21 protein-coding genes are annotated in these 23,222 nt (G+C 71.5%); 9 read left to right on the top strand and 12 right to left on the bottom strand.

What is annotated here, in order from left to right; all coding sequences use genetic code 11:
- Positions 1 to 8: 8 nt before the first annotated feature.
- The 4 genes from J2S22_RS27470 to J2S22_RS27485 form a co-directional block, all read right to left on the bottom strand.
- Positions 9 to 1,718 carry a methyl-accepting chemotaxis protein gene (locus J2S22_RS27470; protein ID WP_272779435.1) on the bottom strand — a complete coding sequence of 570 codons (1,710 nt, stop codon included), beginning with the start codon at positions 1,716 to 1,718 and terminating at the stop codon, positions 9 to 11.
- A gap of 234 nt (positions 1,719 to 1,952) precedes the next feature.
- Entirely contained in the window at positions 1,953 to 2,921 is a 969-nt protein-coding gene (locus J2S22_RS27475; protein WP_272779436.1) for a Bug family tripartite tricarboxylate transporter substrate binding protein, read from the bottom strand.
- Between the two features lie 201 nt (positions 2,922 to 3,122).
- Complete coding sequence (gene tgt / locus J2S22_RS27480; protein ID WP_272779437.1) at positions 3,123 to 4,247, bottom strand: tRNA guanosine(34) transglycosylase Tgt; 1,125 nt, start codon at positions 4,245 to 4,247, stop codon at positions 3,123 to 3,125.
- Positions 4,248 to 4,470: 223 nt separating this feature from the next.
- A complete protein-coding gene (locus tag J2S22_RS27485) occupies positions 4,471 to 6,270 on the bottom strand; it encodes a B12-binding domain-containing radical SAM protein (protein ID WP_272779438.1) in 1,800 nt (599 codons plus the stop codon).
- Positions 6,271 to 6,592: 322 nt separating this feature from the next.
- Here J2S22_RS27485 and J2S22_RS27490 point away from each other — a divergent pair, with 322 nt between their 5' ends.
- A complete protein-coding gene (locus J2S22_RS27490) occupies positions 6,593 to 7,501 on the top strand; it encodes a class I SAM-dependent methyltransferase (protein WP_272779439.1) in 909 nt (302 codons plus the stop codon).
- 196 nt (positions 7,502 to 7,697) lie between these two features.
- Here J2S22_RS27490 and J2S22_RS27495 read toward each other — a convergent pair whose 3' ends face one another.
- From J2S22_RS27495 to J2S22_RS27525, 7 genes are all read right to left on the bottom strand, one after another.
- Entirely contained in the window at positions 7,698 to 9,410 is a 1,713-nt protein-coding gene (locus J2S22_RS27495) for a hypothetical protein (protein ID WP_272779440.1), read from the bottom strand.
- Positions 9,411 to 9,976: 566 nt separating this feature from the next.
- Complete coding sequence (gene queA / locus J2S22_RS27500; protein ID WP_272779441.1) at positions 9,977 to 11,053, bottom strand: tRNA preQ1(34) S-adenosylmethionine ribosyltransferase-isomerase QueA; 1,077 nt, start codon at positions 11,051 to 11,053, stop codon at positions 9,977 to 9,979.
- Between the two features lie 193 nt (positions 11,054 to 11,246).
- Positions 11,247 to 11,717, bottom strand: coding sequence for a peptidylprolyl isomerase (locus J2S22_RS27505; RefSeq protein ID WP_272779442.1), 471 nt, complete (start codon positions 11,715 to 11,717; stop codon positions 11,247 to 11,249).
- A 111-nt stretch (positions 11,718 to 11,828) separates the two neighbouring features.
- Positions 11,829 to 12,386 carry a peptidylprolyl isomerase gene (locus J2S22_RS27510; RefSeq protein WP_272779443.1) on the bottom strand — a complete coding sequence of 186 codons (558 nt, stop codon included), beginning with the start codon at positions 12,384 to 12,386 and terminating at the stop codon, positions 11,829 to 11,831.
- Positions 12,387 to 12,485: 99 nt separating this feature from the next.
- The gene (coaD, locus tag J2S22_RS27515; protein ID WP_272779444.1) at positions 12,486 to 12,992 is read right to left on the bottom strand and encodes a pantetheine-phosphate adenylyltransferase; all 507 of its coding nucleotides are present in this window, start codon (positions 12,990 to 12,992) and stop codon (positions 12,486 to 12,488) included.
- Positions 12,993 to 13,088: 96 nt separating this feature from the next.
- A complete protein-coding gene (locus J2S22_RS27520; RefSeq protein WP_272779445.1) occupies positions 13,089 to 13,700 on the bottom strand; it encodes a LysE family translocator in 612 nt (203 codons plus the stop codon).
- 31 nt (positions 13,701 to 13,731) lie between these two features.
- The gene (locus J2S22_RS27525) at positions 13,732 to 14,673 is read right to left on the bottom strand and encodes a hypothetical protein (RefSeq protein WP_307155895.1); all 942 of its coding nucleotides are present in this window, start codon (positions 14,671 to 14,673) and stop codon (positions 13,732 to 13,734) included.
- Between the two features lie 333 nt (positions 14,674 to 15,006).
- Here J2S22_RS27525 and J2S22_RS27530 point away from each other — a divergent pair, with 333 nt between their 5' ends.
- Together J2S22_RS27530 and J2S22_RS27535 are read left to right on the top strand one after the other, a co-directional pair.
- Positions 15,007 to 16,320, top strand: coding sequence for a cyclopropane fatty acid synthase (locus J2S22_RS27530; RefSeq protein WP_272779317.1), 1,314 nt, complete (start codon positions 15,007 to 15,009; stop codon positions 16,318 to 16,320).
- Positions 16,321 to 16,398: 78 nt separating this feature from the next.
- Positions 16,399 to 16,851, top strand: a complete 453-nt coding sequence (locus tag J2S22_RS27535) for a DUF305 domain-containing protein (protein ID WP_272779316.1) — start codon at positions 16,399 to 16,401, stop codon at positions 16,849 to 16,851.
- A 3-nt stretch (positions 16,852 to 16,854) separates the two neighbouring features.
- On the opposite strand, the gene J2S22_RS27540 is transcribed toward J2S22_RS27535, so the two are convergent.
- Complete coding sequence (locus J2S22_RS27540; protein ID WP_272779315.1) at positions 16,855 to 17,010, bottom strand: hypothetical protein; 156 nt, start codon at positions 17,008 to 17,010, stop codon at positions 16,855 to 16,857.
- Between the two features lie 184 nt (positions 17,011 to 17,194).
- Between J2S22_RS27540 and J2S22_RS27545 the strand changes: the two genes are divergently transcribed.
- The 6 genes from J2S22_RS27545 (at position 17,195) to J2S22_RS27570 (ending at position 23,143) form a co-directional block, all read left to right on the top strand.
- The gene (locus J2S22_RS27545; RefSeq protein ID WP_272779314.1) at positions 17,195 to 17,767 is read left to right on the top strand and encodes a cytochrome c oxidase subunit 3; all 573 of its coding nucleotides are present in this window, start codon (positions 17,195 to 17,197) and stop codon (positions 17,765 to 17,767) included.
- 1 nt (position 17,768) lies between these two features.
- On the top strand, positions 17,769 to 18,056 hold the full coding sequence (locus J2S22_RS27550) for a cytochrome C oxidase subunit IV family protein (RefSeq protein WP_272779313.1): 288 nt from the start codon (positions 17,769 to 17,771) through the stop codon (positions 18,054 to 18,056).
- A 145-nt stretch (positions 18,057 to 18,201) separates the two neighbouring features.
- Positions 18,202 to 18,654 carry a c-type cytochrome gene (locus J2S22_RS27555; RefSeq protein WP_272779312.1) on the top strand — a complete coding sequence of 151 codons (453 nt, stop codon included), beginning with the start codon at positions 18,202 to 18,204 and terminating at the stop codon, positions 18,652 to 18,654.
- Positions 18,655 to 18,864: 210 nt separating this feature from the next.
- Positions 18,865 to 20,211 (top strand): cbb3-type cytochrome c oxidase subunit I, encoded by a 1,347-nt coding sequence (locus tag J2S22_RS27560; protein WP_272779311.1) that lies wholly within the window; start codon positions 18,865 to 18,867, stop codon positions 20,209 to 20,211.
- A 16-nt stretch (positions 20,212 to 20,227) separates the two neighbouring features.
- A complete protein-coding gene (locus J2S22_RS27565) occupies positions 20,228 to 21,049 on the top strand; it encodes a CbbQ/NirQ/NorQ/GpvN family protein (protein ID WP_272779310.1) in 822 nt (273 codons plus the stop codon).
- A gap of 180 nt (positions 21,050 to 21,229) precedes the next feature.
- Complete coding sequence (locus tag J2S22_RS27570; RefSeq protein ID WP_272779309.1) at positions 21,230 to 23,143, top strand: nitric oxide reductase activation protein NorD; 1,914 nt, start codon at positions 21,230 to 21,232, stop codon at positions 23,141 to 23,143.
- The last annotated feature ends 79 nt before the right edge of the window (positions 23,144 to 23,222 follow it).

The following is a 23,222-nucleotide window of genomic DNA, read 5'->3' on the forward strand; positions in this document are numbered from 1 at the left end:
TCGCGCCGTCAGGCCGCCGCGGCGTCGTCGGCGCGGACGCGGGCGAGGAAGCGCCCGACCTCGGCCTGCAGGGTGCCCGAGTGCCGCGACAGGGCCTTGGCCGCCTCGTCGATGCCGGCCGCCGAACGGCCGGCGTCGCGCGCCGTGGTCTCGACCAGGCCGATGCCGCGCGACACCTCGCTGGTGCCGGTCGCCGCCTGCTCGACATTGCGGGCGATCTCGCCGGTCGCCGCGGTCTGCTCCTCCACGGCCGACGCGATGGTGGCGCTGATGCTGCTCATCTGCTCCATCACGCCGGTGATCGAGGCGATCGCCTTGACGGTCTCGGCGGTCGCCGCCTGAACGGTGGAGATGCGGTTCGAGATGTCCTCGGTCGCCTTGGCGGTCTGGCCGGCGAGCGACTTCACCTCGGAGGCGACGACCGCGAAGCCCTTTCCGGCCTCGCCGGCGCGCGCCGCCTCGATGGTGGCGTTGAGCGCCAGCAGGTTGGTCTGCGCCGCGATGGCGTTGATCAGCGCGACGATCTCGCCGATGCCGTCGACGTTCTCGGACAGCTTGCCGATCAGCGCCGTGGTCTGGCGCGCCTCGGTGTCGGCCCGGCCGGCGATGCCGCGCGAGCGCTCGACCTGCGACGCGATCTCGCGGATCGAGGCGGAGAGCTGCTGGGTCGCCGCGGCGACGGTCTGGACGTTGGCCGAGGCCTCCTCGGCGGCGCTCGCCACCGTGGTGGCCTGCGTGCTGCCCTGGTCGGCGTCGGCCGCCATGCGTGTGGCGGCGGACTGCATACGCTCGGCGGCGCCGCCGACCGCGTCGACCACGGTGCCGACCTCCGCCTCGAAGCGATCGGCGAGCGCGATCAGCGCGGCCCGCCGCTCGGCCCGCGCCGCCTCGCGCTGGCGCTCCTGGGCGCCGCGCAGGTGCTCCGCCTCGACCATGCTGTCCTTGAACACCTGCACGGCCTTCGCCATGGCGCCGATCTCGTTGCGCCGCTCGGCCTCCGGAAAGGCGACCGAGGTGTCGCCCGCCGCCAGCGCCGCCATCTTGCCGCGCAGGGCGTCGAGCGAGCGCACGATGCCGCGGTTGATCAGGAAGGCGATCAGCACCAGCGCGGCGATCAGGGCCGCCGCCGTGCCGGCGAGCTTCACCATGAAGCCCCGATAGACGGCGTCGATGTCGTCGGTGTAGACGCCGGTGCCGAGGATGATGCCGAGCGGCTGGTAGCGCTGGACGTAGTTGGTCTTCTGCAGCGGCACGTCGGAGCCGAGCTTCGGCCACATCCAGCGCACGATGGCGCTCTCCTGGCGCTGCATCGTCTCGACGATCTCGCGGACGAAGTGCTTTCCGGTCTTGTCCTGGAGCCCGCTGCGGTCGGTGCCGACCGCCTTGTGGTTCGACGGATTGGCGACCGAGACGCCCTTCAGGTCGTAGGCGAACATGTAGTCGGCGCCGCCGTTGTAATACATCGCGTGGATGGCGTCGCGGAACCGGGCCAGCGCCTCGTCGCGGGTGAGCCGGCCCTTCTCGACCTCGGCGTTCAATCCCTTGGCGAGACCGACGCCAGCCTCCACCACGCCGCGCAGCAGGCCGATGCGGTCGTCGACCATCCGCTGATACGCGAAGGTGCTGGAGAGCCCGATCATCACGATCGGCACCAGGGTCGCCACCACCACCAGGGCCCACAGCTTGGCCCGGATCGAAAAGTCGCCCAAACGAAACATGGAAACTACCTGCCTGAAACGGGAGCCTGTGGGCACCCTAGGCCGGGACGCATAACAACGGGTTACCACCACCGGGCGAGTTCGAGGCGAGTTTGCGGACCGGATGCGCCGCGGAACCCGGCGCACGGGTTCGGGGCGGCGCTCTCGCGCCGCCCCGAGTCAGACCCGGTCAGACCTGCCGCGGCACCACCGGCGCCCGCGCGTGACGCGCGCGCCGGGGCCGCGACTCCGGTCTCACTGCTTCGGGATGCCGGCCTTCTCGATGACGGCGCCCCACTTGGCGATGTCGTCCGCGAGGCGCTTCGACAGCTCCGCCGGCGAGGTCGGGCGCGCCGTGATGCCGAGCTCGAGCAGGCGCTTCTTCACGTCGGCGTCGCCCAGGACCTCGCGCAGCGCCGTGTTGAGGGTGTCGATCACGGCCGGCGGCGTGCCCTTCGGCGCGAACAGCGCGTTCCACGAGGTCACGTCGTAGTCCTTGACGCCCGATTCGATCACGGTCGGCACGTCGGGCAGGATCTCGGAGCGCTCCGGGCCGGTGGTGGCGAGCGGCCGGATCTTGTTGTCCAGCAGGTTCGACTTCATCGCCGCGTAGGTGTCGATCATCACGTTCACGTCGTCGCGCAGCAGCGCGATGATCACCTCCGGCGTGTTGCGGTAGGGCACGATGTAGAAGTTCAGCCCGGTCTGCGACTTGAACAGCTCGCCCGAGAGGTTCTGGGTGCTGCCGACATTGATGGTGCCGACGTTCAGCTTGCCGGGATTCTTCTTCCCGTACTCGAGCACGTCGGCGAGCGTCTTGTAGGGCGAGGCGGCGTTGACCCCGAGGATGAAGTCGAAGGTGCCGAGGATCGAGATCGGCATGAAGTCCTTCACCGGGTCGTAGGGCAGGCTCTTGAACAGCGGCACCGACACGGCGTTGCCGTTGGACAGCAGCGTCAGCGTGTAGCCGTCGGCCGGGGCGGAGAGCGCGGCGCGCGCCGAGGCGATGCCGCCGGCGCCCGGCATGTTCTCGATGATGAAGCGCTGGCCGAGCTTCTGGCCGAGCTTCTCGGTGACGATGCGCACCGTCAGGTCGGCGACGCCGCCGGCCCCGAACGGCACCGTGACGCGCACCGGCCGGTCCGGATAGGTCTGGGCGACGGCCGCGCCGGCGAACAGGGTGGTGGCGGCGACGGCGAGCAGGGTGGCCAGGGTTCTTCGCATGCGGGTCCTCCTGTGCGGGAAGCAGGCCCGCGCCCGCACGGACGGGGCCTCGACGGGACGGCGCCCGGGCGGGCGCCGACGGGGGATCGCGTCCCGCGGCTCGGGGGAGCGCGGGCTTCGGTCGCGGTCTACCGGCGAACCGTTTCGAATTGGAGAACATTCGGCCGCCGGCGGGCGGGGCAGATCGCCGCAGCCTACACGTCACACCGGCGGCACGTCACCCCGGGTCCAGCCGGCCGTGACGGCGGCCGCGTGGTCGGCGAATCGCCGCTCGGCGACGGCGGCGCGCACGCCCTGCATCAGGGTCTGGAAATAGGCGATGTTGACGACGCTCAGATACATGGCGCCGAGCGTCTCGTTGGCCCGGATCAGGTGGTGAAGATAGGCGCGCGGCACCTCGCGGGCGATGCGGCACGGGCTCTCCGGATCGAGCGGCCGCGGGTCCTCCTGGTGGCGTGCGTTCTTCAGGTTCACCGGCCCGAAGCGCGTGTAGGCGAGGCCGTGGCGGCCGTTGCGGGTCGGCAGCACGCAGTCGAACATGTCGACGCCGCGCGCCACGGCTTTCAGGAGATCGTCCGGCGTGCCGACGCCCATCAGGTAGCGCGGCCGGTCGGCGGGCAGCAGCGGCGCCACCTCCTCGATCATCGCTAGCATGGTCTCCTGCGGCTCGCCGACCGCCAGCCCGCCGATGGCGTAGCCCTGGAAGTCCATGGCGACGAGCTCGCGCGCGCTCTCGCGCCGCAGGGCGACGTCGTCGCCGCCCTGGACGATGGCGAACAGGGCGCGGCCGCTGGCGAGGTCGGGCGCGAAGGCGCGCTTGCAGCGTTCCGCCCAGCGCAACGAGAGCCGCATCGCCCGGTCGAGCTCGGCCCGCTCGGCCGGCAGCGCCACGCACTCGTCGAGCTGCATGGCGATGTCGGAGCCGAGCAGCCGCTGGATCTCGACGGCGCGCTCCGGCGAGAGCGCGACGATCGCCCCGTCGACATGCGACCGGAACGTGACGCCCTGCTCGTCGACCTTGCGCAGCTCGGACAGCGACATCACCTGGAAGCCGCCCGAGTCGGTGAGGATCGGGCCCGGCCAGCCCATGAAAGCGTGCAGCCCGCCGAGCTTGGCGATGCGCTCGGCGCCGGGGCGCAGCATCAGGTGGTAGGTGTTGGACAGCACGATGTCGGCGCCCGCCTCGCGCACCTCGTGCCAGTGCACGCCCTTCATGGCGGCCTGCGTCCCCACCGGCATGAAGGCGGGCGTCCGCACCGTGCCGTGCGGCGTCTCGAGCGACCCGAGGCGCGCGGCGCCGTCGGTGGCGAGGAGAGAGAACTTCACGCGGACACGCCTTCGGAACCGGGGGGTGGTGGACGGGACGCCGTTCTAGGCGGCGGGGCCGCGGCGGGCAAGCGGGAGGGAATCCCCCTGCCGCGGTCGTCCCGGGGCGCGCCGCAGGCGCGAGCCCGGGACCCACACGCCCGGTGCCGGCGGCTCACGCGAGACAGGGGCTATGGGTTCCGGGCTCGGCGCTGGCGCGCCGCCCCGGAACGACCAGCCCCCCTCACGCCCCCTCGGGCGCGGCGGCCGGGGGGATCGGCAGGCCGAGGCCGCCGGCTCCGGCCGTGCGGGCCTCCTGGACGCGGCGCTGCTCCTCGACGAAGGCGCGCGCGGCGGCGCTCTCGAACAGGGCGCGGCCGGCCTCGCCCTCCTCCCAGGCGCTCATCGCCGTGTCCGTGTAGGCGAACTTCCGGGGATCGTGCTTGATGCGCAGATAGATGCGGCGCAGCCGCAGATACAGCGCCCCCCAGCGCACCAGCTTGATCGCCGTGTGGGCCCAGTAGCGCGGATAGAAGGTCAGCGCCGGCTCGCGCGGAAAGCCGGGGCGCCGGTCGGTGCGCGACTTCAGCCGCAGGAAGCCCGACTCCAGCGGATGGATGCGCTCGAAGTCGATCGAGCCCTTGAACCAGGTGATCAGGAACAGCGCGTTCGACGCGTTGCCGCCACTCGCCGCCACCCGCTTCAGGATCGTGGTGATGTGCTCGGTCGTGTAGTAGCGCTGCCAGGCCAGCGCATAGGCCTTCTTCCAGTCGAGCGGCGACATCTTCGCGTGCGGCGCGCAAACGTGATTGAGGTCGTAGCGGTTGAGGTCGGGATGGAGCGGCACGCCGGCCTGCACCAGCCGGCGGTGATCCTCCGAGCCGGGCAGCGGCGTCAGATAGAAGAACTCGAGGAGATCGACCGGCAGCTCCCGCTTGATCACGTCGATGTCGTGCATGATCGAATCGACCGTGTCGTTGGGGAAGCCGAGGATGTACCCCGCATAGGTGATCACGCGCACCGCCTTCCAGGCCAGCAGCATCTGGCGGTACTCGGTGATCTTGTTCTGCCGCTTCTTGGCGTCGGCGAGGTTCTGCGGGTTGATGTTCTCCAGCCCGATGAACACCCGCCGGACGCCGGCCCGCGCCGCCTTCTCGACGAAGTTCGGCAGCTTGTGGCACAGCGTGTCGACCTGGATGATGAAGCCGATGTTCAGCTTCTCCACCTCGCGCAGATGGATCAGCCGGTCGAGGATCGGCTCCCAGTCCTTGTTGCGGGCGAAGTTGTCGTCGGTGATGAAGAAGCTGCGCAGCCCCTGGGCGTAGTTGGTGCGCACGATCGTCTCGACGTCGTCGGGCGAGCGGCGCCGCGACTTCCGGCCCTGGACGTTGATGATGGTGCAGAACGAGCACTGGTAGGGACAGCCGCGCCCGGCGTCGAAGCTGGTCGCCGCGCCCGCCGTGCGCTGCACCCGCTCGGCCGCCATCAGCGGGATCGGCGCGCCCTCGATCGACGGCAGGTCGTCCATGTAGTCGTAGACGGGCTCCAGCCGGCCGGCCGCCGCGTCCTGCAGCACCCGGTCGAGCCGCCCTTCCGCCTCGCCGGCGAACAGCGTCAGGCCGAGCGCGCGCGCCGCGTCGAGCTCGCGGTCGACGCCGGCCAGCATCGCGGTGACGCCGGAGACGTGGAAGCCGCCGACCGCCACCGCGATCCCGGCCGCCCGCAGCGGCCGGGCGAGGTCGAGGGCGCGCGGGAACTGGTTCGACTGCACCCCGACCAGCATCACCATGCCGGCGCCCGCCTCCTGGATCATGGCGGCGAGCCGCTTCGGCCGGATGCGGGTGTTGGTCTCGTCGAAGGCGTGGATGTCGAGCGCGACGTCCTCGCCCAGGACCTGCCTGGCCGCGCAGTCCTTGGCGATGCCGTAGAGGGCGGCGAGCGAGTTCGACGGTATCGGCGAACGCAGCCACTGGATGACGTAGCCGTCGTCGTCGTAATGCGACGGCTTCACCAAGATCAGGCAAAAACGTCGTCCAACTGTCATGTCGGCGCCGCCGCGGTGCGAGGATTCGTCTCGAAAATTCTGGTCAGACTGCCCGGCTTTTCAGGCCCTGTACAGGAGAAATACGTAACGGGCTTCGCCGGAGGTTTCCGTCCTGCGTCGAAGATTTCGGCCGGCGCGCCCGGGCGACCGGCGCCCCGGCGCACCGGACGGCGCGGCGCCGGGCCGGACCGAAACACCGCCGGTTAACCATGGTACGGCCGTAGAAATCACGAGACACGAAGCCGCAATGCTCCGACACGCTCGTTCATCCATCGCGGCGCCGCCGGGCCCGCCCGTTCCGCCGCCCGTCCGAGATCACGCCATGTCGTTTCACGATCCGCTCGTCGACCGCTTCGCCAGCCATCCCGGATGGGGCTGCTTCATGGCGCGCCCCGAGCCGCTGCCGGCCGACGGCGACCCGATCGCCCTGGTCGGGGTCGACGTGCCGCTCACCGACCTGAAGCGGTCGGAGACCACCGACAACCGCATCTGGAACGACATCGCCCGGCGCATCAACGCCTATCCGTTCCGCACCAGCGACCAGTGCTCGGAGAAGCACTATCGCGACGTCTTCGAGTTCCTGCGCCTCAACAACGGCGTGGTGCGCCGGGTCGTCGAATGCGGCGTGTTCCACGGCGGCCTCAGCGTCGAGCTCGCCGGCTGCGCCGTCGCCTTCGACCTCGCCATCGACCTCGTCGACGTCAATCCGGGCGCCCTGCTCGCCGCCTGGCACCGCATCGCCCGCACCTTCCCCGAGGCGCTCGACCGCGTGCGCCTGTTCCTCGGCGAGCTGCCGAACTACGTGCAGGCGGTCGCGGCCGATCCCGACTTCGACGCCGCGCTCGTCCATCACGACGGCTCGCACCGCTTCCCCGTGGTGATGCGCGACCTCGCCTCGCTCTACTACGTACACAAGCGGGTGCACGCCCTGATCATCCAGGACACCCACCTGCGCCACTCCGATCCCAGCAATTTCTGCTTCGTCGACGCCGCCGTGGCCGCCGTGTTCGGCATCGATCCGCGCTACCAGCCGGTCGGCACCACCTTCGTGACCACCACCACGCCGGCCGGCTATCGCCGCGGCGAGAAGCACAACGTCTACTTCCAGGCGGGCCGGCCGGAAGGCATGCTGATCCCGATCGCCGAGAACCGGTTCCTCTACCCGCACCCGCTGATCCACCGGCTCGACGACTTCGTCCAGTGCCCGGCCCGCCAGCGCGAGGCGGCGTGACGCCAGCGGCATGCCCCGGCCGGTCATTCGCCGGCTCGACCCGCGAATCCATCTTCTTGGAAGCGGCGTCTTTCGACGAGACGGACCGCCGGATCAAGTCCGCCGGTGACGATCAGGCCGAGTGGGCGCCGCTTGCCCCTGCCATGACGTGGCGCGCCGGCCCGCCGCGCCACGCCACTGTACGCGCCAGGCTCGCTCAGTCCACCACGCGGCGGAACCGGAGCTCGTAGCGCTCCGCGGCCGCCGCCGCCGTGGCCGGGCCCGGCGCGTCGGGCGCCGCCTGGAAGCCGTTGCCGTCGAGGATGAAGCTGAAATCGGTCCCGAGCAGCTGGGCGTTGGCGTGGCAGCCCTGGCAGCCGCCCATGTTGTAGGACGCGGCGGACGGCGGGTTCTGCGAGAACAGGTGAACGTTCTTGAAGTTCGGCACGCTGCCGTTCGGCGGATAGTCGGTCGGCGCCCCGTTCGACAGCCGGCCGCTGAAGTTCTGCAGCGTGTAGTCGGTCTCGACCACGCCGTTCGCCTGATAGAAGCTCGGCGCGCCTTTCGGGCTGTTGGGATTCGTCGCGATCTGCGACTTGTCGAACGGATAGGCCTGCACGTTGACGAGCTTGTAGTAAGCCCAGGGCGAGCGCGGCACGTTGTTGGCCGCCGTGTAGGCGGCGATCGCCCGGTGAGCCACGGTGTTGACGGCGACGATCACGGGCGGGATGTCGTGGAAGCGCTGCTTGACGCAGATCGCGCCGCCGACCGGCAGGGCCGTGTTGCCGGGGATCTCGCTGTAGAACAGGCGGTGTCCCATCTGCTGCGGGCCGGTGCAGAAGCCGGCGCCCGGCGCCAGCGCGACCTTCGGGCCGGCGACCGCGTCGGTGTAGGTTTGCGGCGGCTCGGTCGGATAGCCGGCCTGCGGCGCGATCACCCGTCCGTCCGCGTCCTCCACCGGCTTGCCGTCGACCGTGAGGATGTTGTCGGCCTGCTCGAAGGTGGCGAACACGAAGGCCGGAGCGGTCGGCGTCTTGTGGATGATGTGGAGCGCGATCAGCGCCCATTCGGCCTCCACGTAACACGGCACCGCGCCGGCGGTCTCGTAGAAGCGCACCCGCGTGGTATGGAAGCGCGACACGTCCTCGCCCGGCGCGAGCGGTCGCCACGCCGATTTCAGCTCGATGGTGCCGACCGGGAAGAACACGAAGGGCGCCTTCGGCGGCGTGCCGGTCTTGACCGCGTCGATGAAGTTCTGCTCGGCCGTCTGCAGCGCGGGCGAGTGGTACCAGTACTCGTTGTCGAGCGAATAGACGTATTGGAGCCGGCTGCCCTTGGCCATGAACCTGATCAGCTGCGGCGCGGTGTTGGGTCCGCTCGTCCTGGCCGGCAGGATGCCGGCGAACATCTGGTCGAGGCCGATCTGGCTGGTCTCGTCGAGATTCACCCAAGGCGCCTGGGCGACCGGCGCCTGACCCGGGCAGGCTTTCACGCGGCCGTCCGGCGTGCCGACCTTGCCGGGGACGTAGACGTAGTCGGGCGGCAGATCGTAGCCGTAGGTCGGCGGTCCGCGATCCGCGCCGTGCGGCAGCGGCAGCCGCGCCGTCGTGTCGTTCATGTCGCGCGGCGGGAAGATCTCCACCTTGTGGCGGAAGGTCTGCCACACCAGCGGCGGCCCCCCCGCCACGCCATTGGTGCCGAAGGGCAGCCGCAGGTCCGGCGTCTCGCGCACGCCGGACTGCGCCGGCCAGCTCAGCGCGATGAACTCCTGCCAGGCGAACGCCGCCGCGGTGGCGAGGTCGGCGTTCGGCGCGCCGCCCGGCACGTCGCCGGGCAGGAACGGCGAGACCGTGATCGGCATCGCGGCCGCCGCCTCGACCTCGCTCGCCGGCGGCGACTGCGCCGGTGCCGTCGCGGGAACGAAGAGCATCGCCGCAAAGACGAGCGCCGTCGCGCCACGACGCGGCAGCCGCGCGAGCGGCATGCTCTTTGGAGCAGCTTTCGGTCGCGATGCATCGGTCCCACTTCCGTCCGTCCCCGCGAAGGCGGGGACCCAGGGGCCGCCCGACATGCGGCTCTGGATTCCCGCTTGCGCGGGAATGAGCGGAGAGTGGGTCGAGATCAGCGGAAACCGCTCCAGGTGATCCTCGGCGACGTGAGTGATGGACTCACGAGTCCTGGGGACGCGACTCTCGAGGACGTGAGTCGTGAGGACGTGAATCATGCGCGCCTCCGTCGCGGTCGGCCTGCCGTCGATGTGAATTTGTGGCGCGGCTCCGAGATCGGCCGCGCATCCGGATGCCGGCCGTATCGACGGGCACGCGACCATGCTCGGCGAACGTCGCCGAAGCAGACGCCTCACCGCACCGCGCGATCTGATTGTTTGTTGTTATCTTCGGTTGTATCCGATCACGCGCGACGCGACAACCGAACCGAGATCACGCTTGCGCGAGAGCCCGCACCGGCGCGATCCGCCGGGCGGATCACGCGCCGCCGTCACTCTCGAAACAGCAGGCTGGCGTCGCCGTACGAGTAGAATCGATACCCGGTGTCGATCGCATGCGCATAAGCGCGGCGCATCGTGTCGAGCCCGGCGAAGGCGGCGACCAGCATGAACAGGGTCGAGCGCGGCAGGTGGAAGTTGGTCATCATCACGTCGACGGCCCGGAACCGGTAGCCCGGCGTGATGAAGATCGCGGTCTCGGCCGCGAACGGCCGGATCACGCCGTCCTCGCCGGCGGCGCTCTCCAGCAGCCGCAGCGAGGTCGAGCCGACCGCGACGATGCGGCCGCCTTTGTTTCGCGCGTCGTTGAGGGCGGCGGCGGTCGCCTCGCTCACCACGCCGTATTCGGCATGCATGCGGTGGTCGGCCGTGTCGTCGGCCTTGACGGGCAGGAACGTGCCGGCGCCGACATGCAACGTGACGGTGTGCAGCCCGACGCCGGCGGCGGCGAGGCGCGCCAATAGATCGTCGGTGAAGTGCAGCCCGGCGGTCGGCGCCGCCACGGCGCCCTCCTCGCGGGCGAACAGCGTCTGATAGTCGGCGCGGTCGCGCTCGTCGGCCGGCCGGCGCGCCGCGATGTAGGGCGGCAGCGGCATCGCCCCGCGCTCGGCGATCGCCTGGTCGAGCACCGGGCCGTGGAAGGCGAACGAGAGCGTCACCTCGCCGGCCTCGCCCTTGTGCTCCACGGTGGCGTCGAGCTGGCCGAGGAAGCAGACCTTTCCCTCGTCGCCGAACCGCACCGTGTCGCCGGCGACGAGCTTCTTCGATCCCTTCACCAGCGCCTTCCAGCGCGAGCCGTCGAGCCGCTCGACCAGCGTCGCCTCGATCGCAGCCTCGGGCCCGCGGCCGAGCCGCCGGCCGAACAGCTGGGCCGGGATCACCTTGGTGTCGTTGACGACGAGCTGGTCGCCGGGCCGCAGCAGTGCCGGCAGGTCGCGCACCACGTGGTCGGCGAGCTCGGGCGCGCCGCCCGGCCGCACCACCAGCAGCCGCGCCGAGTCCCGCGGGCTCGCGGGCCTGAGCGCGATGCGCTCGGGCGGGAGATCGAAGTCGAACAGATCGGTGCGCATGATGGGGCAGACGGTTCTCGGGACGGCGCCCGGTCCCCTCTCCCCGCGCGCGGGGAGAGGGTGGCTCGCCGCGACGCGGCGAGACGGGTGAAGGGGCGTCTCGTGGATACGGAAGCGCCCCCTCACCCGGATTCCCCGCCTGCGGCGCGCAATCCGACCTCTCCCCGCCGGCGGGGAGAGGTGAAGAGGAAACCTACGCCGTGGCGTCGGCGGCCATGCGGGCCGTGACGATCTTGTCGGGATCGCTCACCGGCTCGCCGCGCTTGATCTTGTCGACATTGTCCATGCCGGCCGTCACCTGGCCCCACACCGTGTACTGGCCGTCCAGCCAGGGTGCCTCGGTGAAGCAGATGAAGAACTGGCTGTCGCCCGAATCCGGGTTCTGGGCGCGCGCCATCGAGACGGTGCCGCGGACGTGCTTCTCGCGCGAGAACTCGGCCTTGAGCTTCTGGCCGGAGCCGCCCGTGCCGGTGCCGTGCGGGCAGCCGGTCTGCGCCATGAAGTCCTCGATCACGCGGTGGAACACGATGCCGTCGTAGAAGCCCTGGCGGACCAGCTCCTTGATGCGCGCCACGTGGCCGGGCGCGAGGTCGGGCCGCATCTCGATGGTGACGGGGCCCTGGGTGGTCTCGAGCAGGAGGGTGTTCTCGGTCGGGTCGGTCACGGTGGGATCATCCCTTGGTTCGAACTGCTTTCAAGAAGGACGGGCCTGCGGCGCGGCCCGGCTGCCGGCCGGGAGGCCGCGCCGCGAGGGTTCGGATCGGGTGCCGCCGCCTCACTTGGCGTCGGCGGCGACCTGCATGCGGACGATCTTGTCCGGGTCGACGACGCGGCCGTTCTGGGCCGGCGAGCCCTTCTTGACCTTGTCGACGATGTCCATGCCCTTCACCACCTCGCCGACCACCGTGTACTTGCCGTTCAGGCCGGGGTTCTCGGCGAACATGATGAAGAACTGGCTGTTGGCCGAGTTCGGGTCGGCGGCGCGGGCCATGCCGACGATGCCGCGCTTGTAGGGCACGTTGGAGAACTCGGCCGGCAGGTCCGGATACTTGGAGCCGCCGGTGCCGTCGCCGCGCTGGCCGTCGCCGGTCTGCGCCATGAAGCCGTCGATGACGCGGTGGAACGGCACGTTGTCGTAGTACTTCTCGCGGGCGAGCTGCTTGATGCGCGCGACGTGCTTGGGCGCGAGGTCGGGCCGCAGCTTGACGACGATGCGGCCGTCCTTGGTGTCGATCAGGATGGTGTTCTGCGGGTCGAGCCCGGCCGGCAGCGGCTGGGCGTGCGCGACCACCGAGAGCATCAGCACGGCGAGCGCGGCGAGCAAGCGGATCATGAAGCGTCCTTGCGGGTTGCGATGGAACGACGGCGGGCGGTCCGGACGCTGGTTCGGCGAGGCGTGACGCACGGGGCGCGCATCGCCGTCGGCGTCGCGTCAGGACGCCCGGGCGGCGAACCTCGCCTTCAGCCGCGCGGCCACGGCCGGCGGCACGAAGGCCGAGACATCCCCGCCCATGGCGGCAATCTGGCGAACCAGTGTGGCGGTGATCGGGCGTGCCAGCGGCGACGCCGGCAGGAACACGGTGGCGATCTCGGGCGCCATGGCGCCGTTCATCCCGGCGAGCTGCATCTCGTAATCGAGGTCGGTGCCGTCGCGCAGGCCGCGGATCAGGGCGACGGCGCCCTCCTCCCGGGCCGCCGTGACGACGAGGCCGCCGAACGTGATGCAGCGGATCTCGCAGCCCGCCGCGGCGGCGAGCGGCCGGCAGGTCTCCTCCAGCATGGCGGCGCGCTCCTCGGCGGAGAACAGCGGCACCTTGCCGGGATGGATGCCGATCGCCAGCACCAGCCGGTCGGCCAGGCGGGCCGCCTGGCGCACGACGTCGAGATGGCCGTTGGTGACCGGGTCGAACGAGCCGGCATAGAGAGCGGTGCGCAGCATCGCGCGGGTCTAGCCTGCCGCGGGCGGCCCGGCAAGGCACACCGGGGTATTCGGTTGCGGTTCTCTTGCCGCGATGCCGAAGCGCCCGGCCGGCCGTCAGGCCGGCCGGCGCGACACCGCGAGCCACACCCCGCCGGCGATCAGCGCGACGCCCGACGCGCGGCCGAGCAGCATCCGGCGCGACGGCGCCAGGAACCAGCCGCGCCCGTATGCCGCCGCCAGTCCCCAGACGGCGTCGAGCAGCCCCGACAGCACCACCGACACGCTCACCATCACGGCGAGCTGGAAGGTCGCCGGCAGGGCGGGATCGACGAACTGCGGCAGGAAGGCGGTGAAGAACGCCATGGTCTTGGGGTTCGACACCGCCACCAGGAAGCCGCGCGAGACGTGCACGCCGCGCGCCTCCGGGGCCGGCGCGCCCCGCCCGCTGCGGCGGAACGCCTGCACGCCGAGCCAGATCAGGTAGACGACGCCGACCCAGCGGATCACCTCGAACACCACGGCGGCCCGCGCCATCACCAGGCCGAGGCCGAACGCGACCGAGCCGATCAGCACGGCGTTCCCGGCCATGGTGCCGATCGAGGTGGCGAGCACGGCGCGCGCCCCCTGGGTCGCCCCGGTCGAGATCATCAGGGTGACGATCGGGCCCGGGGTGAGGATCAGCAGCAGGGTCAGCAGCAGGAACGGAACGAACAGATCCGGATTCACGTCGCCTCTCCCGGCTCCGGCCGCCCGCGCCTCAGCGCGGGTCCTCGTTGGACTGGCTGGTCGGCGCCGCGCTGCCGACCGGCGGGCCGGCGACCGGCGCCTCGGCGGGGGCTTCGCCGGCCGGCGCCGCGCCGGCCGGCGCCGTGTCGGACGGCGCCGCGCCGGGTGGGGTCGCTGACGCTTCGCCCGCCGGAGCCGCGGCGACGCCGGCGCCCGGAGCGGCCCGGTCGGCTGCCTCCGGGGCGCGCGCCGCTCCGGCGTCGGGCGTCGCCACCGGCGGAGCGGGCGGCGTGGCCGGGGCCGGGGCCGGCCGGACCGCGAGCGCGGCGGCACGCAGCGCCTCGGCGCTGGTGCCCGCGGTCGCGTAGTCGGTGATGCGCTGCTGGCGGTCGGCGTCGCCGGCCGGCGCCGGGGTCGCCGGATCGTGCGCCGCGATGTAGGGGCGCAGCCGGTCGAGCGGCGTCGAGGCGAGGCGCTCGTTGGTGCGGCGCGGCGCCGGCCGCTCGGCCGGCGGCTGGCCCTCCGGCGCGGGGGCGGCCTGGCGCTGCTGCGGCGGCGTCGGGGCCGGCGCCGCCTCGGTCTCGGCCGGCGGCTGGCGCGGCTGGCGCTGACCCGGGGCCGCAGCGGCGCCCGCGCGCGGATCGGGACGCTCCTCCTGGCCGGCCTGCGGGCGCTGGCGGCCGCGCGGCCCCGGCGTCGCGGCACCGCCGCCCGCCCCGGCCAGATAGCCGGCGAGCGCCCCCGCATTGGCCGGGCTCGACGTGTAGTGATCGCGCAGGAACCGGGCCACGCCGGACGGGTCGCGCCCGCGCGACAGTCCGGACGGCGACCGGTGGCAGGCCGCGCAGTCCGACGAGAACATCTGGGCCGGCGTCTTGCCGGCGGTCAGGTCCGTCTGCGCCGCCGCACCGGTCGGGGCGAGCCCGCAGGCCAGCACGCAGGCCGCCGCGATCCCTCTCACCAGGACTGACATCCCCGTAAACCTCTTGTTTCGCTCTCTGATTGCCGCATGCCGCGACGCTGCCCCGTCGCGTGTCCCATCCCGGCGCGTCCGACGCGGCCGGCCGCGTTTACCTAGCTGTCGCGCAGTTGTGAGGCAAATTCTGGCGCCACGAAGGCCCGGGACGGGCCGCCGCCCCTTGATACGACCCACCCGAAAGGACTAGGTTTCGCACTGCAAGAGACACGAGCCGGAGGGTGATCCCCCGGACCCGCCGCCCGAATCGGCGTGTCCCGCCCGACCGAGTCGTTCCGGCCCGGCCGCGCCGTGGCCCGTGCCTCCGTACGGCGTCGCGAGGTTCGCCGAATGGATCGTCTCCTGCCCGAGTCGCAGCTGTCGTCACGTCTGTCGTTCTCCCGCCTCCCCGACCGTCTCCTGCGGATCGCGTTCGCCGCCCTGATTCGCCACGGGTCGCTGCGGGTCACCACCGCGGCAGGCTCGGTGTTCGTCTTCGGCGACGGCGCCGGCCCCCCGGTCGCGGTGCGCTTCACCCGGCCGGCCGCCCAGTGGGCCGTGCTGCTCGATCCCGAGCTGCGCCTGGGCGAGGCCTTCATGGACGGCACCTTCGTGGTCGAGCAGGGCACCATCGCCGACTTCCTGCGGCTCGTGACCGCCGCCGTCGCGGTGCGCTACCCGATCCCCTGGATCCGGCCGCTGGTGATGATCCGCTGGCTGGCCCGCCGGCTGGCGCAATGGAACCGGCGTCACGCGGCGCGCCGCAACGTCGCCCACCACTACGACCTGGACGGCCGCCTCTACGCCCTCTTCCTCGATTCCGACCGGCAGTACTCCTGCGCCTATTTCGAGCGGCCCGACGCCTCGCTCGACGACGCCCAGCTGGCCAAGAAGCGCCACATCGCGGCCAAGCTCCTGCTGACGCCCGGGCAGCGCGTGCTCGACATCGGCTGCGGCTGGGGCGGGCTCGCGCTCTATCTGGCCGAGGTCTGCGGCGCCGACGTCACCGGGCTGACGCTGTCGACCGAGCAGCTCGCCGTCGCCCGCGCGCGGGCCCGCGACGCCGAGCTCGGCGGGCGGGTGCGCTTCCGCCTGCAGGACTATCGCGACGTGCCCGAGACCTTCGACCGCATCGTCTCGGTCGGCATGTTCGAGCATGTCGGCGTGCGCTTCTACGACGCCTATTTCCAGGCGGTCGCGCGGGCCCTGTCGGAGGACGGCGTCGTGCTGCTGCACGCGATCGGCCGCTCGGAGGGGCCGGCCTACACCAATCCGTGGATCGCCAAGTACATCTTCCCGGGCGGCTACATCCCGGCCCTGTCCGAGGTGCTGCCGGCGATCGAGCGGGCCGGCCTGCTGGTCACCGATATCGAGATCCTGCGCCTGCACTACGCCGACACGCTCGCCGCGTGGCGCGAGCGCTTCCTGGCCCATCGCGACGACGCGCTCAAGCTCTACGACTGCCGTTTCGTGCGCATGTGGGAGTTTTATCTCGCCGCCTCCGAGATGGCGTTCCGCGAGCAGAACATGATGGTGTTCCAGATCCAGCTCGCGAAGCGCCAGGGCGTCGTGCCGGTGCGGCGCGACTACATGGCCCGCGAGGAGAACCGCCTGCGCGCCGCCGAGCGCGGCACCCGCGCCCCCCTGCGGCTGGCCGGGGAGTGACCCCCGGCCGCGAGGGAGGTGTCCAGGAACGATCGTCGGCGCCGCGGGTTGGCCCTCCGTCAGCGGCGGAGAAGCGCGATGAAGGGCTCCTACGGACGGTTCGCGGCCATGATCGCCACCTCGACCGTGGTGATGTTCGGCCTCATGTACCTGAACACCTACGCGCTCGACCACGTGTTCTTCAGCGAGACGCGGGCCTATGCGGCCCTCTACATGGGCGCCGCGATGGCGGTGATCATGCTCTCCTTCATGCTCGGCATGTACGCCAACCGGGCCGTCAACATCGCCATCCTGGCCGGCGCCGTCGTTGTGTTCGGGCTGGCCCTGTTCCTGGTGCGCAGCCAGGCGACCGTCGAGGACGTCGCCTACATGAAGGCGATGATCCCGCACCACTCGATCGCGGTCCTCACCAGCACGCGCGCCGACATCACCGATCCGCGGGTGCGCAAGCTCGCCGACCAGATCATCGAGTCGCAGCTGCGCGAGATCGCCGAGATGAAGTCCCTGGTCGCCGAGCTGGAGCGCCGCTGACCGTCACTGCGTGAAGAACAGCACAGCGGCGATCGCCACCGAGGCGGCGACGGCGACGACGGCGCCGGTGGTGCGCACCGCGCCCATGCGGCGCAGCGCGACGGCGAAGACGATGATGATCGGCGTCGCGACCAGCAGGCCGAGCTGGGCGTCGGTCATGGCGAACCCTCCGCTGTGACGCCGCCGGCCGGGCCGGCGGCTCCGCTCTCCTACACCGGGCCGCGCGCGGCGTGCTTGCCGGTGCGCAAACTCAGGCGCGATCGTCCGCCTGTTTGCGGGCCCGCAACGATCCCGCCTCCCCGGCGCGCCTAGCTGATCCGGACAGATCGGCAGGAGCGCGCGCATGACGACCGAGGCCGAGGCGACCGAGACCGGCTGGGGCGTGCTCGACGGCCTGCCCGGCCATCCGATGATGTGGGTGCTGATCGCGAGCGAGCTCGTCGTGTTCGGCGCTCTGCTCGGCATCGTCGCGGTGGTCCGGCTGCTGCAGCCGGCCGAGGCCGCCGCCGTGCAGGCGCTGCTCGACCCGCGGCCCGCCTTCGTCAACACGATGGTGCTGATCACGAGCGGCTGGCTCGCCGCCCGCGCCGCCGCCGCGGCCCGCGCCGCCGCCCGCGCCGCGGCACGCCGGTGGCTCGCCGGCGCGATGGCGCTCGGCGCCGTCTTCGTCGCGGTCAAGCTGCACGAATACGCCACCGAGCTCGGCGCCGGCCTCGATCCCGAGAGCGGCGCCTTCGCCACGCTCTACCTGCTCGTCACCGGCTTCCATCTGCTGCATGTCGGGCTCGGCCTCGTGATTCTCGCCGTGGTCGCGCCGGCGGCCGATGCGGAGGCGGTCGAGACCGGCACGGCCTTCTGGCACATGGTCGACCTCGTCTGGCTCCTGGTGTTCCCCGTGCTCTATCTGGTGCGCTGACATGCCCCGGCCCCGCCTGTCGCGGCCCCGCCTGTCGCGACCGGACGCCGCCGCCGCGCGGCTGATCGTCCTCGCGCTGGCGAGCCTCGCCGTCACGGTGGCGGCGCCGGCCGGGGCTGCCGCGAACGCCCTCGTGATCGGCGCCGCCGTGCTCAAGGGCCGCATCGTCGTGCTCGATTTCCTCGGCCTGAGAACGGCGCCGCCGCTGTGGCGCGGGCTCGTCGGCGGCTGGGGCGTGCTGGTCGGCACGCTCGCCTGGCTCGCCGCCGCGGCGGCGCTGCTGCGCTGACGCCGCGGCGGCGCGGCCGCGGCCACCCCGCTTCGCCGCGCTGCTTGCGTATCGGCAAAGAACCCCGCCGCCGCTTTGCTACGGTTCCGCCGTCTCCCGCACGCGCTGTGTCGCACCTCGCATGCCTGGTCGGAAAGGACCCGCGATGGCCGAACGCCTCACCAAATCCGCGGCCCGGAACGTCTTCTACGGCGGCTCGGCCTTCTTCTTCGCGATCTTCGTCGGGCTCACCGCCCACAGCCACTGGTACATGGCGAACGTCTCGACCGACAAGGCCGGGCTGACGCCGAGCGTCGCCCGCGGCAAGCACGTGTGGGAGAAGCACTCCTGCATCAACTGCCACACGCTGCTCGGCGAGGGCGCCTATTTCGCGCCCGAGATCGGCAACGTCTGGGACCGCTGGGGCGGCAAGGAGGATCCGGCGGCGGCGCGCGAGATGCTGAAGGCGTGGATGCAGTCGCAGCCCTCCGGCGCCGAGGGCCGCCGCCAGATGCCGCAGTTTCACCTGAGCGACCAGGAGCTCGACGACCTCGCCGACTTCCTCGAATGGACCAGCCGCATCAAGACCCAGAGCTGGCCGCCCAACAAGGCGGGGTGACCCGCCCCGTCCACAGGGCCCCTCCCCGTCACCCTGAGGTGCCCGGCGCAGCCGGGCCTCGAAGGGCCGAGACTTCCGGGCCGGCATCCTTCGAGGCTCGCGCCCGGACGGCGCAAGGCGCCGCCGGGCTCGAGCACCTCAGGATGACGGCTCACTTCGACCGGCGTCGGCAGCACGCGCTGCCTGTCTTCACGAACCCGAGGCACCGCCATGACATACCAATCCCAACGCGTCGCCCTCCTCTACTTCTACGGCGCGCTCGCGCTGTTCCTCGCCCAGGTCACGTTCGGCGTCGTCGCCGCGACCATCTACGTGCTGCCCAACACGCTCTCCGAGCTGCTGCCCTTCAACATCGTGCGGATGATCCACACCAACGCGCTGATCGTCTGGCTGCTGATGGGCTTCATGGGCTGCACCTACTTCCTGCTGCCCGAGGAGACCGAGACCGAGCTGTACTCGCCGCTGCTGGCGAAGATCCAGTTCTGGATGTTCTTCGTCTCGGCCGGGGTCGCCGTGGTCGGCTATCTGTTCAAGATCCACGAGGGCCGCGAGTTCCTCGAGCAGCCCTTCGCCATCAAGGTCGGCATCGTCGTCATCGTTCTGATGTTCCTGTTCAACATCACCATGACGGCGCTCAAGGGCCGCAAGACGGTGGTGACCAACATCCTGCTGTTCGGCCTCTGGGGCCTCGCCATCTTCTTCCTGTTCTCCTTCTACAATCCGAAGAACCTGGCGCTCGACAAGATGTACTGGTGGTACGTCGTGCATCTGTGGGTCGAGGGCGTGTGGGAGCTGATCATGGCCTCGGTGCTGGCCTTCCTGATGATCAAGCTCAACGGCATCGACCGCGAGGTGGTCGAGAAGTGGCTCTACGTGATCATCGGCCTCGCGCTGTTCTCCGGCATCCTCGGCACCGGCCACCACTACTACTGGATCGGCGCCCCCGGCTACTGGCAGTGGATCGGCTCGCTGTTCTCGACGCTGGAGGTGGCGCCGTTCTTCACCATGGTGCTGTTCACGGTGCAGATGACCTGGAAGGCCGGCCGCAAGCACCCCAACCGCGCCGCGCTGCTGTGGTCGGTCGGCTGCTCGGTGATGGCGTTCCTCGGCGCCGGTGTGTGGGGCTTCCTGCACACGCTGTCCTCGGTCAACTACTACACCCACGGCACCCAGGTGACGGCGGCGCACGGGCATCTCGCCTTCTTCGGCGCCTATGTGATGCTCAACCTCGCCATGATGGCCTACGCGTTCCCGCAGATTCGCGGCCGCGCCCCCTACAACCAGGCGCTCTCGATCGCCAGCTGCTGGATCATGTGCACGGCGATGATGACCATGACGTTCGCCCTCACCTTCGCGGGCGTCGTCCAGGTCCATCTCCAGCGCGTGCTCGGCCAGGGCTTCATGGACGTGCAGGACCAGCTCGCGATGTTCTACTGGGTGCGGCTCGGCTCCGGCCTCGTGGTGCTGGTCTCGGCGCTGATGTTCGTGTGGTCGATCCTGGTGCCCGGCCGCGAGCGGGCCGCCGCCGCGCCGACCGTGCTCGCCCCGGCCGAATGATCAGGAGGACACGCCCATGAAACCCATCCTGCACGCCGTCGAGGCCTCCGGCGCCGCCGCGCCGAACGTCCCCTACTACGCGCCGGCCGGCAACGAATGCGCCCTGTTCGAGCTCGCCTGGCGGCGGCGCCTCCCGCTCTTGCTGAAGGGTCCGACCGGCTGCGGCAAGACGCGCTTCGTCGCCCACATGGCGGCGCGGCTCGGCCTGCCGCTGCACACCGTCGCCTGCCACGACGACCTCTCCGCCGCCGATCTCACCGGGCGATATCTGCTGAAGGGCGGCGACACCGTGTGGACCGACGGCCCGCTCACCCGCGCGGTGCGCGAGGGCGGCATCTGCTATCTCGACGAAATCGTCGAGGCCCGCAAGGACGTCGCCGTGGTGCTGCATCCGCTCACCGACGACCGGCGGATTCTCCCGCTGGAGCGGACCGCCGAGGAGCTTTCGGCTCCGCAGAGCTTCATGCTCGTCGTCTCCTACAATCCCGGCTACCAGAGCCTGCTCAAGGCGCTGAAGCCCTCCACGCGCCAGCGCTTCGTCGCCATCGCGTTCGACTTCCTGCCGTCCGAGCAGGAGATCGCCGTGGTGGCCGCCGAGAGCGGGCTACCGGCGGAGCGCGTCCGCCCGCTGGTCGCACTGGCGGCGCGACTGCGCGTCCTGAAGGGGCACGACCTGGAGGAAGGCGTCTCGACCCGCCTCGTCGTCTACGCCGCCGGCCTGATCGCGGCCGGCCTGCGGCCGGCGGAGGCGGTGCTCGCCGCCATGATCGAGCCCCTCACCGACGAGCCCGACGTGAAGGCCGCCCTGGTCGAGGTGGCCAAGGCCGTGGTGGGGTGAGGCGCGGGACGCGTCGCAACGCCACACCGACTCATCCCCTCATCCTGAGGTGCTCGCCGAAGGCGAGCCTCGAAGGACGAGGCCGAGGCGCTACCCCGGGCGGCACGGCCGGGGCCACATCCTTCGAGGCTCGCTACGCTCGCACCTCAGGATGAGGGTCGAGTCAATCAGGATCCTCTCATGCTCGACTTTCTCGAACTGGAAGAGACGGTCGGCCGCGCCTGGCATCGGCTGGTGGGCGGGGCGGCGACCTGGCCGTGCCATCCCGCGCACGCCGCGACGCTCGACGCCATGCGGGCGCCGCTCGCCGTGATGTTCCGCGGGCTCGGCGGCGAGCCGGGCGTGCAGCTCGCCGGTGCCGGTTCGCGGAAATTCTTCCACCGGCTCGGCTGGCGGCAGCGCATCGGGCTCGGCGAGGAGCGGCTCGACCATCCGGCCCGCGACGCCGCGACCCTGTTCCTGCCGGAGCGCATCGCGCTCTTTCCCGACCACGATCTCAACGCCGCGCTGTATCGCTGGCTCGCGGCGTGGTTCGCCACCGTGCCGCTCGACCCGATCGACGAGCCGGAGCCGCTGCGCCGCGACCTCCTGCTGCTGCGCCGCGCGCACCGCACCGCGGGCGCCGTGCTCGCCACCTTTCCGGGCCTCGCCGAGCCGTACCGGGCGCTCTGCCGCGCCACCGCGGCGGCCCGTCCGGTGCGGCCGCTGCCGCGCGCCGAGCAGGAGATGGAGACGCTGGTGCTGGCGCTGCTCGGCGCCGTCGACCCGCTGCGCGATCGGCTGTGGGCCGCCGTCGCCGAGACCGGCCCGCTGCCGCCGCGCGGCCCGGTCGGCTACCAGCCGCTACTGCCCTGCCCGCTGTGGGGCGACGCCTGGCTGCGCGCGCCCGGCGCCCCGCGCGACGACGCCGACGAGCCGGCGACGGTCGCGGCCGCCGCGGCCCCGGAGACGCGCAAGCGCTTCGCGGTGCGCGCCCGGGACGACCGGCAGAAGCAGCGCGACCCGTTCGCGCTGAACCGCTTCGAGAAGATTCTCGCGATGGCCGAGATGGTCAACGTCTCGCGGCCCGAGGACGACAGCGAGGACGAGGACGCGAAGAAGGCCGCCGACGAGCTGGAGGAGCTCACCGTCGGGCAGCGCAGCAGCAAGCCGGCGACGAAGCTCAAGTTCGATCTCGATCTGCCGCCCGACGCCGTCGACGGCACGCGGCTCGCCGCCGACCTCGCCTATCCGGAATGGGATTTTCGCAAGAAGGCCTACTGGCCGGACCACTGCCGCGTGCTCGCCGGCCCCGCTCCGGAGGACGGCGAGCAGTGGGCCCCCGACGAGACCGCGCGAAAACACGTGCGCCGTGTGAGAAAGCAGTTCGAGGCGCTGCGCCCCCGCCACGAGGTGCTGCGCGCCCAGCCGGACGGGCCCGATCTCGATCTCGACGCGCTGGTGCGGGCGCGCTGCGACCTGCGCGCCGGCGGCGCCGGCTCGGACCGCGTCCATCTCGCGGTCCGCCCGCAGGGCCACGACCTCGCCGTGACGCTGCTGGTCGACGTGTCGCTCTCCACCGACGCCTGGGTCGACGGGCGCCGCGTGCTCGACGTCGAGAAGGAGGCGCTGCTGGTGCTGGCGCACGGGCTCGCCGCCTGCGGCGACCGCCACAGCATCCTCACCTTCACGTCGCGCCGCCGCTCCTGGGTGCGGGTCGAGACCGTGAAGGACTTTTCGGAGCCGATGAGCCGCACGGTCGAGCGCCGCATCGGCGCGCTGAAGCCCGGCTACTACACCCGCATCGGCGCCGCGGTGCGCCACGCCGCGGCGAAGCTCTGCGACGAGCCGAGCCGCAAGAAGCTGCTGCTGGTGCTGACCGACGGCAAGCCGAACGACGTCGACCACTACGAGGGCCGCTTCGCCGTCGAGGACACCCGCAAGGCCGTACAGGAGGCCCGCCGCCTCGGCCTGACGGTGTTCGGCGTCACCATCGACGCGACCGCACAGTCCTACTTCCCGACGCTGTTCGGCCGCGGCGGCTACGCCATCGTCGGCGACATCGGCCGGCTGCCGGCCGCCCTGCCGGCGATCTACCGGCAGCTGGTGCGGTGAAGCGTGCCGTGCCGGAGCCTCGTGTCCCGGGCGCGGCGCAAAGCGCCGCGAACCGGGACCCAGGGCGATCGGGTGAGGA

It is taken from the genome of Rhodoplanes tepidamans, from assembly GCF_030813915.1.
GTDB classification, from domain to species: Bacteria; Pseudomonadota; Alphaproteobacteria; order Rhizobiales; family Xanthobacteraceae; genus Rhodoplanes; species Rhodoplanes tepidamans.

Bases quoted from the DNA above. Each gene is read 5' to 3' on its own strand.
- J2S22_RS27545 (WP_272779314.1), top strand. From the start codon at position 17,195: ATGACGACCGAGGCCGAGGCGACCGAGACCGGCTGGGGCGTGCTCGAC.
- J2S22_RS27485 (WP_272779438.1), bottom strand. From the start codon at position 6,270: ATGACAGTTGGACGACGTTTTTGCCTGATCTTGGTGAAGCCGTCGCAT.
- coaD (WP_272779444.1), bottom strand. From the start codon at position 12,992: ATGCTGCGCACCGCTCTCTATGCCGGCTCGTTCGACCCGGTCACCAAC.
- J2S22_RS27490 (WP_272779439.1), top strand. From the start codon at position 6,593: ATGTCGTTTCACGATCCGCTCGTCGACCGCTTCGCCAGCCATCCCGGA.
- J2S22_RS27495 (WP_272779440.1), bottom strand. From the start codon at position 9,410: ATGCTCTTCGTTCCCGCGACGGCACCGGCGCAGTCGCCGCCGGCGAGC.
- J2S22_RS27535 (WP_272779316.1), top strand. From the start codon at position 16,399: ATGAAGGGCTCCTACGGACGGTTCGCGGCCATGATCGCCACCTCGACC.
- J2S22_RS27550 (WP_272779313.1), top strand. From the start codon at position 17,769: ATGCCCCGGCCCCGCCTGTCGCGGCCCCGCCTGTCGCGACCGGACGCC.
- J2S22_RS27555 (WP_272779312.1), top strand. From the start codon at position 18,202: ATGGCCGAACGCCTCACCAAATCCGCGGCCCGGAACGTCTTCTACGGC.
- J2S22_RS27560 (WP_272779311.1), top strand. From the start codon at position 18,865: ATGACATACCAATCCCAACGCGTCGCCCTCCTCTACTTCTACGGCGCG.
- J2S22_RS27565 (WP_272779310.1), top strand. From the start codon at position 20,228: ATGAAACCCATCCTGCACGCCGTCGAGGCCTCCGGCGCCGCCGCGCCG.
- J2S22_RS27525 (WP_307155895.1), bottom strand. From the start codon at position 14,673: ATGTCAGTCCTGGTGAGAGGGATCGCGGCGGCCTGCGTGCTGGCCTGC.
- J2S22_RS27475 (WP_272779436.1), bottom strand. From the start codon at position 2,921: ATGCGAAGAACCCTGGCCACCCTGCTCGCCGTCGCCGCCACCACCCTG.
- J2S22_RS27470 (WP_272779435.1), bottom strand. From the start codon at position 1,718: ATGTTTCGTTTGGGCGACTTTTCGATCCGGGCCAAGCTGTGGGCCCTG.
- J2S22_RS27540 (WP_272779315.1), bottom strand. From the start codon at position 17,010: ATGACCGACGCCCAGCTCGGCCTGCTGGTCGCGACGCCGATCATCATC.
- queA (WP_272779441.1), bottom strand. From the start codon at position 11,053: ATGCGCACCGATCTGTTCGACTTCGATCTCCCGCCCGAGCGCATCGCG.
- J2S22_RS27510 (WP_272779443.1), bottom strand. From the start codon at position 12,386: ATGATCCGCTTGCTCGCCGCGCTCGCCGTGCTGATGCTCTCGGTGGTC.
- J2S22_RS27530 (WP_272779317.1), top strand. From the start codon at position 15,007: ATGGATCGTCTCCTGCCCGAGTCGCAGCTGTCGTCACGTCTGTCGTTC.
- J2S22_RS27570 (WP_272779309.1), top strand. From the start codon at position 21,230: ATGCTCGACTTTCTCGAACTGGAAGAGACGGTCGGCCGCGCCTGGCAT.